This is a genomic window from Nocardia higoensis NBRC 100133, from assembly GCF_000308595.1.
GTDB lineage: Bacteria > Actinomycetota > Actinomycetes > Mycobacteriales > Mycobacteriaceae > Nocardia > Nocardia higoensis.
In genome coordinates this window covers 1-10,190 of sequence record NZ_BAGA01000067.1, presented here as the reverse complement: position 1 = coordinate 10,190, position 10,190 = coordinate 1, and the positions used below count along the sequence as shown (strand labels likewise).

At 68.9% G+C, this 10,190-nt stretch carries 10 protein-coding genes; 5 read left to right on the top strand and 5 right to left on the bottom strand.

Annotated elements, in window-relative coordinates; genetic code table 11:
- Window positions 1–346: 346 nt before the first annotated feature.
- Both tyrS and ON26_RS09470 read right to left on the bottom strand, forming a co-directional pair.
- Window positions 347–1,636: a tyrosine--tRNA ligase gene (tyrS, locus tag ON26_RS09475; RefSeq protein ID WP_040795665.1), complete on the bottom strand. Its 1,290-nt coding sequence runs from the start codon at window positions 1,634–1,636 to the stop codon at window positions 347–349.
- A gap of 148 nt (window positions 1,637–1,784) precedes the next feature.
- On the bottom strand, window positions 1,785–2,405 hold the full coding sequence (locus ON26_RS09470) for a DNA-3-methyladenine glycosylase (RefSeq protein WP_040795664.1): 621 nt from the start codon (window positions 2,403–2,405) through the stop codon (window positions 1,785–1,787).
- 154 nt (window positions 2,406–2,559) lie between these two features.
- On the opposite strand from ON26_RS09470, the gene ON26_RS09465 reads away from it, so the two are divergent.
- From ON26_RS09465 to ON26_RS09455, 3 genes are read left to right on the top strand one after another with little or no spacing between them, the layout of a single operon-like run.
- A complete protein-coding gene (locus tag ON26_RS09465) occupies window positions 2,560–3,315 on the top strand; it encodes an ABC transporter ATP-binding protein (protein ID WP_051026870.1) in 756 nt (251 codons plus the stop codon).
- Window positions 3,312–4,076 (top strand): ABC transporter permease, encoded by a 765-nt coding sequence (locus ON26_RS09460; protein WP_040795663.1) that lies wholly within the window; start codon window positions 3,312–3,314, stop codon window positions 4,074–4,076. Before ON26_RS09465 ends, ON26_RS09460 begins: the two co-directional genes overlap by 4 nt.
- On the top strand, window positions 4,073–4,702 hold the full coding sequence (locus ON26_RS09455) for a TetR/AcrR family transcriptional regulator (RefSeq protein ID WP_040795662.1): 630 nt from the start codon (window positions 4,073–4,075) through the stop codon (window positions 4,700–4,702). The genes ON26_RS09460 and ON26_RS09455 overlap by 4 nt, the downstream gene beginning before the upstream one ends.
- Before the next feature lie 29 nt (window positions 4,703–4,731).
- Here the strand turns inward: ON26_RS09455 and ON26_RS09450 are convergent, their stop codons facing one another.
- The 3 genes from ON26_RS09450 to ON26_RS09440 are packed head-to-tail and all read right to left on the bottom strand — an operon-like array spanning window position 4,732 to window position 7,757.
- Window positions 4,732–4,962: a Trm112 family protein gene (locus ON26_RS09450; protein ID WP_040795661.1), complete on the bottom strand. Its 231-nt coding sequence runs from the start codon at window positions 4,960–4,962 to the stop codon at window positions 4,732–4,734.
- Between the two features lie 10 nt (window positions 4,963–4,972).
- Window positions 4,973–5,485 carry a GtrA family protein gene (locus ON26_RS09445; RefSeq protein ID WP_245545788.1) on the bottom strand — a complete coding sequence of 171 codons (513 nt, stop codon included), beginning with the start codon at window positions 5,483–5,485 and terminating at the stop codon, window positions 4,973–4,975.
- Between the two features lie 10 nt (window positions 5,486–5,495).
- Window positions 5,496–7,757 (bottom strand): membrane protein, encoded by a 2,262-nt coding sequence (locus tag ON26_RS09440; protein WP_040795660.1) that lies wholly within the window; start codon window positions 7,755–7,757, stop codon window positions 5,496–5,498.
- Window positions 7,758–8,101: 344 nt separating this feature from the next.
- Between ON26_RS09440 and ON26_RS09435 the strand changes: the two genes are divergently transcribed.
- Complete coding sequence (locus ON26_RS09435; RefSeq protein WP_083883971.1) at window positions 8,102–9,253, top strand: glycosyltransferase; 1,152 nt, start codon at window positions 8,102–8,104, stop codon at window positions 9,251–9,253.
- Window positions 9,243–10,190: dTDP-4-amino-4,6-dideoxygalactose transaminase (gene rffA, locus ON26_RS09430; protein ID WP_040795659.1), on the top strand; the 948-nt coding region annotated here is incomplete at its 3' end. The genes ON26_RS09435 and rffA, both read left to right, overlap by 11 nt.

Here is a 10,190-nt window from a genome sequence, read left to right as displayed (position 1 = left end):
AAAGAACAGGCGCACACACATCCGAACCGGGCTAACCGGTTGTTCCGTGAGGCAACTTTTCTAGCCTAACCACAGTCTCTCCCGGAGTCAAGTCCGGTCGATCCCATGATCCACACTGGCTGTCAGGCGCCCCTCGTCCTACCTCGTTTCCCGCGCCCCGCCGAGCCTTTCGGCTCTGCGTCTCGACTCCGGGTCGGTGTCCGTGTCGCTCTGACGTTGAATAAGTTACGCGGCGGAGAACTCTTCGTCAAATCCGCACTACAGCCATGTAATTCCGCAGGTCAGAAGCGTGCCATCGGGCCGAAAACGGGCTCGGGCCACGAAATTGTGACCCGAGCCACCAAGATCAATTCTCCGAAAGCAGCGCGCCGGCCGTATTTCGCTTGCCTCTGCGCACGACCAGCCAGCGTCCGTGCAGGTAGTCGGCTTCCGACGGGGTCCATTCGGGGTCGGCGATCTTCTGGTTGTTCACCGAGGCGCCGCCTTCGTTGACCGTGCGGCGGGCCGCGCCCCGGCTTTCGGACAGCCCGGTCGCCACCAGAAGATCGACGATCGTGTTGGGCGTACCGGGCTCGATCCGGGCTACTTCCCCGTCGACAGCGGTCTCGCGCAGTGCGGCACCCAGCGTGGACTCGTCGAGATCCCGCAGTTCGCCGCGCCCGAACAAGGCCTGGCTCGCCAGCTGCACCGCCTGGGTGTTCTTCTCGCCGTGCACCAGCGTGGTCATCTCGGCCGCGAGCCGGCGCTGCGCCTCCCGCGCGTGCGGGCGCTCGACGGTGGCCCGCTCGAGTTCGGCCAGTTCTTCCTGGCCCAGGAAGGTGAACCAGCGCAGGTACTTCACGACGTCGGCGTCTGCGGTGTTCACGAAGTACTGGTACCAGGCGTAGGGGCTGGTCATCTCGGGATCGAGCCAGAGGCTGCCGCCGCCGGTGGACTTGCCGAATTTCTTGCCGTCGGCCGAGGTCACCAGCGGCACGGTAAGGGCGTGCACGCTCTCGCCGTCGACGCGGCGGTTCAGCTCGACGCCGGAGATGATGTTGCCCCACTGATCGGAGCCGCCGACCTGCAACCGGCAGCCGTGGCTGCGGCGCAACTGCAGGTAGTCGTTCGCCTGCAGCAGCATGTAGCTGAATTCCGTGTAGGAGATGCCGTCGCCCGCCAGCCTGCGCTTGACGGTGTCACGGGCCAGCATGACGTTGATCGAGAAGTGCTTGCCGATGTCGCGCAGGAAGTCGACGACGCTCAGCGGGCCGGTCCAGTCCATGTTGTTCACGATGACCGCGCCGGTCGGGGAATCGTCGAGGTCGACGAAGCGCTCGAGCTGGGAACGGATCCGGCCGGCCCACGCGGCGACGGTGTCGGTGGAGTTCATGGTGCGTTCGCCGACGTCGCGGGGATCGCCGATCAGTCCGGTGGCCCCGCCGGCGAGCACGATCGGCCGGTGACCGGCGCGCTGGAAGCGCTTGAGGGCCAGCAAAGGGACCAGATGGCCGGCGTGCAGGCTGGCCGCCGTGGGATCGAACCCGGCATAGAGAGTCAGCGGGCCGTCGGCCAGCGCCGAGCGCAGGGCGTCGAGGTCGGTGGACTGTGCGATCAGTCCGCGCCAGGTCAGTTCATCGATGATGTCGCCGCTCACGCCGCACCATCTTTCCGCACCGCTGTCCTGCGCCGATGCGCAGGTACCGCCGGGAGCGCAGGCACCCGGCGGTAGGTCGCGCCCGGCCCTGTCGTCGACTCGGTAGCCGGTGAGGGCGGGAATCCGCGCGCCGTCCGGCGGGCCTACCTCAGCGAGCGCGGGGACTTCGCCGATACGCGGATACCGCGGGCGACGACGGCAGCCAGAAACGCCAGGGCCGCTCGGCGGCGGTGCTGACGCCGACGCGGGGGCCGACGGCGATCTGCTCGGGGCGCAATGGAGCCGCCAGTTCGAGACGAATGGATGCGTCCGGGCCGAAGAGCGGGGTGCCGTAGTCGGCCAGGCCGATGCCCAGGGCGGTGCCGAAATTGCCGGGTCCGCGCGCGAGGTCCGCGTCGGTGCGGGCGGTGCCGCGGCGCGCGCGGACGATGTCGATGCCTTCGGTGACTTCGCCCGCGCGTAAGAGCACGGCGCTCGCCGTCTCGTCGGGGCCGGTCGTGACGTTGACGCAGAAGTGCATGCCGTAGCTCAGATACACGTAGAGGTGGCCGGCAGGTCCGAACATCACGGCGTTGCGCTTGGTGCGGCCGCGACCGGAGTGCGAAGCCGGGTCGGGCCACGGGCCCGCCGGATCGCCGCCGTATGCCTCGACCTCGACGAGGCGGATCGCGACCGGCCCGGATCGCAGCGTGGCGCCGAGCAGTCGGCGGGCGGCGGCGGGCGGCTCTACGACCAGTTCCTCGACGGAGACGACTTCTTCGGCGGACACGCGGCCATTGTGCGTGATCGCGGGTCGGCAGCGCTCCGGCCACTCCCCCGGGATGTTTCGCGGCTCACCGCGCACGAAGGGCATTGCGTCCGCCGGGCAAGGGGCGCACAATTCATCACGTAGTGAATTCAACGCTCGATGAATTGAGGTCGTCATGACCGACCAGCTCACGTCGCGTCCGGCGGAGCCCGAGCCCGCACCGGCCGTCGAGGTCGAGGACCTGTTCGTGCGGCGCGGGAAACGTGAGGTGCTGCACGGCATTTCGCTCACCATCGCGCGCGGGTCGATCACCGGGCTGCTCGGGCCCTCCGGCTGCGGGAAGACCACATTGATGCGCAGCATCGTCGGCACCCAGCTGGTGCGATCGGGGCGGATCCGCGCGCTCGGTCTGCCCGCCGGGGCGCGTGAGCTGCGCAAGCGGATCGGCTACGTCACCCAGGCGCCGAGCATCTACCCCGACATCAGCGTCCACGACAATGTCGCCTACTTCGCCGCGCTGTCCGGGCGTGATCGCGATGATGTCGACGAGGCGATCGAGGCCGTCGGGCTGCGCGACCACGCGCGTCAGCGCGGCGACGAACTCTCCGGCGGGCAGCAGGCCAGGGCCTCGCTGGCGTGCGCCCTCGTCGCCCGGCCGGACCTGCTGATCCTCGACGAACCCACCGTCGGGCTGGACCCGGTTCTGCGGGTCGAGCTGTGGAAGAAGTTCCGCGAACTCGCCGCCGGCGGCACCACACTGCTCGTCTCCAGTCATGTCATGGACGAGGCCGAGTACTGCGACCGGCTGTTGCTGATGCGTGAAGGCAAATTGCTGGCTCAGCTCACCCCCGACGAGCTGCGCGCCGAGACCGGCGAGGAGAACCTCGAACGCGCCTTCCTCACCCTCATCACGACAGGAACGAGCGCATGACCGCCCCGACCCTGCGTCCCTACGCCGCCACCACCACCCGCATCCTCCGGCAGTTGCGCAACGATCACCGCACGGTCGCGATGATTCTGGTGGTTCCCGCGGTGTTGATGGCGCTGCTGTATTTCATCTACGCCGAGACACCGGCGAATCCCCAGGGGACCGCGCTGTTCGACCGGGTCGGCATCAGCATGCTGGGCATCCTCCCGTTCATCGTGATGTTCCTGGTCACGGCGATCGCCATGCAACGCGAGCGCAGCTCGGGAACGCTGGAGCGGCTGCTGTCCACACCGCTGTCGAAACTGGACCTGATCGGCGGGTACGGCACCGCCTTCTCACTGGCCGCCGCCGCGCAGGCGGTGGTGGCATGCCTGGTGTCGTTCGGTCTGCTCGATCTGCAGGCGGCGGGCAGTCCCGGCTGGGTGGTGCTGATCGCGGTGGCCGATGCGATCTGCGGGGTGGCGCTCGGATTGCTGGCGAGTGCGTTCGCGCGCACCGAGTTCCAGGCCGTGCAGTTCATGCCGCTGGTGGTCGGGCCGCAGATCTTCCTGTGCGGCCTGCTGGTGCCGCGCGATCAGCTGCCGCGCTGGCTCGAGATCATCAGCAATGTGCTGCCGCTGAGTTATGCCGTCGACGCGCTCGAGCAGGTCTCGGTCCATGCCGAGCCCACCGCGCAGATGGGACGGGATCTGCTGATCGTCGCGGCGTTCGCGGTCGTGGCCCTGGTCGTTGGCGCGGCCACGCTACGCCGGCGCAGCGCGTGAAGGCCGAGACCGCGGATTCGGGGCGCACCGGCCGCCCCGGTCGTCGGCGCGGACAGTCCGGAGCCAGGGAGGCGATCCTGGACGCGGCCCGGACGCGCTTCGCCGAGAACGGCTTCGACAAGACCTCGATCCGGTCGATCGCCACCGCCGCGGCCGTCGATCCGGCGCTGGTGCACCACTATTTCGGCACGAAGCAGCAGTTGTTCGCCGCGGCGGTGGAGCTGCCGGTCGACCCGGAAACCGTGCTCACCCTCGTCGATTCGGTGCCGGTCGACGAACTCGGCGAGTCGATCGTGCGCGCGGTCACCGCGATCTGGGATTCCCCCGCCGGTCCCGCGGCCGTTGCGGCGGTGCGCAGCCTGCTGGCAGGCGGGGACCCGGCGTTGGTACGGGCCTTCATCCTGGAGATCGTGCTGGAGCGGGTGCGGGTGCGTATCGCCACCGACGCCGACGACGGTCGCGCCCGGGTGGCGCTGGCCGCCTCACAGATGGTCGGGATCATCGTCGCACGCAAGATCGTCGGGGTGGAGCCGCTGGCCTCGATGCCGCTCGACGAACTGGTCGCCGCGGTCGGGCCGACAGTGCAGCGCTACTTCACCGGCGATATCGGCAAGGGAGCAGGCTGAGCTTCACGGGCGCTCGCGCGGTCCGATGATCACCGGTTCTGCTGTGTGAGGAGCTTCTCGTGCTCGGCCTCGGAAACATCGCGGGCGTCGTCGACGAGCAGCACCGGAATGCCGTTGTCGATCGGGTAGGCGCGGCGCAGGCGCGGGTTGTAGAGGATGTCCGCGCCCGAGTCGTCGGCGACGAGCAGCAACGGGCCCTTGTCCTGGGGGCAGGCCAGCAGTTCGAGCAGAGTGGGGTCCAAGACGGTGCGCTCCGGCATGGTGGTGAACCTACCGGACCGCGCCGTCCGCCTCGACGACCGCCCGACGACGGAAGGAGATGTGCCGGTGGCCGAAGAAGCCGGCGATCGCGACCAGGCCCATCACCACCACCGTCGAGGGCGCCTCCGGCAGGTCGAGCACCGTCACCGCCAGCGACAGCAGCGCCATGTTCAGCACCAGCCCGCCGGAGTTGACGGCGACGAAGGCCAGGAAGTCACGCAGCACGCGGCCGCGCACCCGGAAGACCAGGGTGCGGTGCAGGACGAACGCGACGACCACGCTGATGGCGTAGGCGAGCGCGACGGCGGCCGCCGGAGACCAGGCGGAATCCGGCAGAACCGTCAGCCACGCCACGGTGAGCGCCGTGCCGAACACGGTGTTGAACCCGCCGACGAGCACATAACCGACTTCCTGCCTGCGCAGCGTGCGCCGGACCAGGCCGATGGAATCGGTGGCCCGGCCGAGCCCGGGCCGTGGGAGCCCGGGCGGCTTGGCGTCGGTTTCCAGGTGTTCCGCGCTCACGGGATCACCCTCACGACGTAGCGCTCGTGGTTTCGTGCGCGGACTCCCGCGCCCTCGAGTCGGCGGGATCGACGCCATCGGCGGGGCCGGTATGTCCCGCGCTCTCGGCGGCGGCGCGGCGGCGCGACCGGACATACCACCACTGCAATACCCCGAGCCCGGCCAGACCGGCGATCATCGAGGCGATCCCGACCTTCCAGCCCGGCGGCCGCCAGGTCAGCACGAGTTCGGCGCCCTCGGTCCCCGGCGGGATCTCGACTGCGACGAAGCTCTTGGCCACCGTGGTGATCGGGATCGGTTCGCCGTCGAGAGTCGCGCGGTAGCCGGGCCAGCCCAAGCGGGCGAATACGACCATGCCGCCCTCGGCCGAGTCGACACGCAGCCTGCTGGTGGTGTCGGTCTCCGAAATCGACTCGGCGGTGACGTTCTCGGTGTGCGAGATGCGGCCGTTGACCGTCGACACCGGGCCGGCATCGCGTTCGAGGACGGCGATGTAGTCCTCGTGACCGGGCTGGTCGACCCAGTGCCAGCCGTCGGGCACGGGCTGGTTCGTCGCGTCGGGGAACAGGGCGCGTTGCAGCACGACCCGGTCGAGGTTCATCAGGTCGACCGGCGCGCGACCGGTCTCGGGTTCGGGGGCGAACAGGCGGCGGTAGGCATCCGGGCAGACGCTGCTGTCCCAGCGCATGCACAGCAGCTCACCGAAGTAGAAGTGGCCGGTGGGGGTGTAGCCGTTGACGTAGGTCCGGTCCAGGGTGCGCGCATAGTTGCCGAACACCAGCGAGCGGTACGCGGCGTCGAGGTGGCGGTCCCGTTCTCCGAGCAGGCCGCGTTCACCCAGCTGGATGGTGGTGCCGGGGAATTCGGGAAACGCGGCCTTCGCCTCGGAGCGGTCGGCGGGCAGGTTCCAGGCCATCGGGGTGGGCTGGGCGGCGCGGACCTGCAGGTAGGCGATGGGGAACATCGCCACGATGGTGAGCGCGCACGCGGCCGCGATGCCGCGAGTGCCCGCCAGACGAACCACCGCCGCACCGAGGGCCAGGATCGCCACAGCCGAGATCACGTGCCACAGCGCGCCGTCCGGATCGGCCGAGGCCGATCGCACCAGCAGGACCAGAACCAGCAGCGCCGCGCCGATCGCGCGGTTCTTCGGGGCGCGGAAGGCGCCGAAGCGACTGAGCAGTACGCACACCAGAACCAGCAGGCCGATCGCCAGCATGGGCAGGACGCGGGCCGGCCAGCGCAGCGGGCCGATCGTGCCGGGGCCGGCGATCCACAGCAGCACGGTCACCGAGAAGATCGCGACCGCGCTCAGTTCCCGCCATGCCTGCTTGGCGCGGCCCCAGTCGACGAAGGCCAGTGCCGGGATGAGGAACCAGGCGATATAGGTCGAGGGCAGCGGCTGCACATAGCCCCACCAGGAGGTGTAGGCGGGCATGGTGCTGGGCAGGCTCGCGTTCAGCGATTCCGACCACGGGACCGTCAGGAACTGGTCGTTGACGATCTCGGAGACCCCGCGCCAGGTCACCTTCGCCGACAGCAGGCTGGGCAGGAAGGTCAGCAGCCCGGCGAGCCCGGCGCAGGCCGAGACCAGCGTCAGCCGCAGCACCGGCTGCCACTGCTTCCGGTATACGAGTTCGCCGACGGCGACGGCCGCCAGCATCAGCACCGCCTCCACCGACGGGAAGATGTATTGGACGGTGATGGTCAGGTAGAGGAAGACGAAGACCGGGATCGGCCCCGATTCCCCGCGGGTGTAGCGCACCGCCGAGGCCCAGGCATGCAGCATCCACGCGGTGCCGGTGAGCGCGGTCATCCAGCTCGCCTGATCGAAGAACAGGAAGAAGCCCGAGAGCGGGAAGGCCACGCCCGCCACCGCCGCCCACGCGGGCGTGGATCGGTAGACCAGGCAGATCCGGTAGACGCCGAGCGCGGCGACGATCGAGAAGAGCAGTTTCACGACGGTGGCGTAGAGCGCGATGTTGTCGATCGACGGCGCGAGCAGGTCGATGAGCAATTGCGGCGGGTTGAACAGGCCCGCGTCATCCATCGTGTTGTTTCCGGCCATCCAGTGTTCAGGAACCATTACCGGAAAATTTCCCGCACGCAGCGAGCGGCCCAGCCCGACCCAGAGTGCGGAGTACTGGGATTCGGTGTCGTCGGTGAAATAGTGCCTGCTGTTCGCCAGCAGCACTGCCAGGTATCCGGCGATGACACCCACCACGGTGACCAGGCCCCAGCGCCGGACCTCCCGGCGCCCGACCGCATCCACCGAGGCCTCGCTGACCTCGGAAGATCCGGGCTCGGAGGCCGGAGATCCGGGCTCCGGTGAGGGAGCGCACTCCCCCGTTTTCTCACGCACCGCACTGTCCGTCACGGTTTCCACACATTACAGATGGTCGTCTCGTCCGTCAGCCATGACCGTTTTATCCCAATTGTCGAATTCAGCGTCCCGGCAGTAGCTTCCGAGTGGATTGTTTCCGCCGTAAACAACGGGCAGGCCGTACCGGGACACAACTCTCCCCTGTTACAGTGGCGCGCATCTGTGTGCCGTATACCGGTTCCGTATACAGCGGCAGTACCGGCACCCACCATCATCGAAAGTCGATCCCGTCGATGCCGATCCCCACCGCGCGCCCCATTCCGGCCGGGCGCCCCTCCGTTACCGGACGCTCCGCCTCCGCCGAGCGTGCGGCGTCCGCCGCGCGCCCGTCCGCCGACGCCGCGAGCGAAGAGCGACCCGCCCGCGCGGGAGTCGATCGCCCGCACACGATCTCGGTGGTGGTGCCGGTCTATCGCGGTGAGCAGACCATCGCGGCGCTGGTCGAGGAGCTGCACGAGCTCACCACGACCTGCCGCACCCCCGGCGGCATCCCGTATGTGGTCGACGAGATCGTGCTCGTCCACGACAACGGGCCGGACCGCTCCGACATGGTGATACAGGAGCTCCAACAGACCCGTCCCGAGGTCCGCGCGATCTGGTTGAGCCGCAATTTCGGTCAGGACGCCGCCACCATCGCGGGCATGTCGGTCGCGGTCGGCGACTGGATCGTCACGATGGACGAGGACGGACAGCACGATCCCGGCAGCATCGGCGGCTTCCTCGACACGGCACTGACCGAACGCGCCGACCTCGTGTACTCCAAGCCGGTCAACACCCGGCCGCACGGTTTCCTGCGCAATGTCACCTCGCGCGGCGCGAAACTCGTGCTCGCCGCACTGTTCGCCTTCCCCGCGTCCACGAGGTTCGAGAGCTATCGCCTGATCCGTGGCGACATCGGCAGGCAGCTGGCCGAGGTCGCTTCCAACGGCGCCTACCTCGACGTCGCGTTGACCTGGGTGGTCGGACGGGTGGCGCAGCAGCCGGTCACCCTGCGCGCCGAGGGCAGGGAGGAGTCCGGTTACAACTACCGGCGGCTCTTCTCGCTGTTCTGGAAGATGGTGCTGTGCAGCGGCACCCGCGGCCTGCGCGTGGTGAGCATGCTCGGCGTGACGCTGGCGCTGGCGGGCGGCGTGATGGCGGCCTACGTCATCTTCAAAGCGCTGACCACCGTGCACTGGGCGCCCGAGGGCTGGGCCTCGATCATCGTCGTGCTGCTGCTGTGCTCGGGCGCGATCCTGTTCTCGCTGGGCATGATCGCCGAATACCTCGGTGTGGCACTGCACATCCTCGTCGGCAAGCCGCTGTTCCTCACAGTGCGTACACCGACGCCACGACCCGGCGCCATGGACGAACCGACCGGGGGAATCGAGCAGGGTGAGCACTGAGCGCATCATCTTCAGCCGTCCGCATCGCGCACGCCGCGAGCTGGACAATCTGGCGGCCGTACTCGCCTCCGACCACAGTCACGGCGACGGTCCGTTCACCGCGTCGGCGACCGCCAAGATCGCCGCGATCACCGAGGCGCCGCACGTCCTGCTGACCACCTCGTGCACGTCGGCTCTCGAAATGGCCGGGCTCCTGCTGGAACTCGGGCCCGACGACGAAGTGATCGTTCCCAGCTTCGCGTTCACCTCCACCGCCACTTCGATGGCACTGCGCGGCTCGACCTGCGTCTTCGCCGATATCGATCCCGCCACCGGGAACCTCGATCCGGAGTCGGTGGCCGCCGCGATCAGCCCGCGGACCAAGGCCGTCGTGGTCATCCACTACGGCGGGGTGGCCGCCGACATGGCCGGACTGGGCGAACTGGCCGCCACGCACGGCATCGCGATCGTGGAGGACAACGCGCACGGGCTCGGCGGACGCTGGCGCGGGCACGCGCTGGGCAGCCTCGGCACGATGGGAACACTGAGTTTCCACGACACCAAGAACCTGCACTGCGGCGAGGGCGGAGCGCTGCTGCTCACCGACGAGATCCTGATGGCGCGCGCGGAGATCATCCGGGAGAAGGGCACCGACCGGGCCCGGTTCCTACGCGGCGCGGTCGACAAGTACTCCTGGCAGGACATCGGCTCCAGCTATCTGCCCAGCGAACTCAACGCCGCCGTGCTCGACGCCCAGCTCGACGAGTTCGAGCTGATTCAGGCGGGCAGGCACCGGGTGTGGAACGCCTACGCGGCGGGCCTGCCGGAATGGGCGACGCGCAATGACGTCCGGCTCATGACGGTCCCGCCGGACCGGGAGCACACCGCGCACCTGTTCTACCTGCGAACCCCCACCGAGCGACATCGCGACGACCTCATCGCGCACCTGGCCGCGCGC

What these genes read in the sequence shown, in the direction of transcription:
- ON26_RS09465 (WP_051026870.1), top strand. Translation starts at nt 2,560, where the DNA reads ATGACCGACCAGCTCACGTCGCGTCCGGCGGAGCCCGAGCCCGCACCG.
- ON26_RS09460 (WP_040795663.1), top strand. Translation starts at nt 3,312, where the DNA reads ATGACCGCCCCGACCCTGCGTCCCTACGCCGCCACCACCACCCGCATC.
- ON26_RS09450 (WP_040795661.1), bottom strand. Translation starts at nt 4,962, where the DNA reads ATGCCGGAGCGCACCGTCTTGGACCCCACTCTGCTCGAACTGCTGGCC.
- ON26_RS09435 (WP_083883971.1), top strand. Translation starts at nt 8,102, where the DNA reads ATGCCGATCCCCACCGCGCGCCCCATTCCGGCCGGGCGCCCCTCCGTT.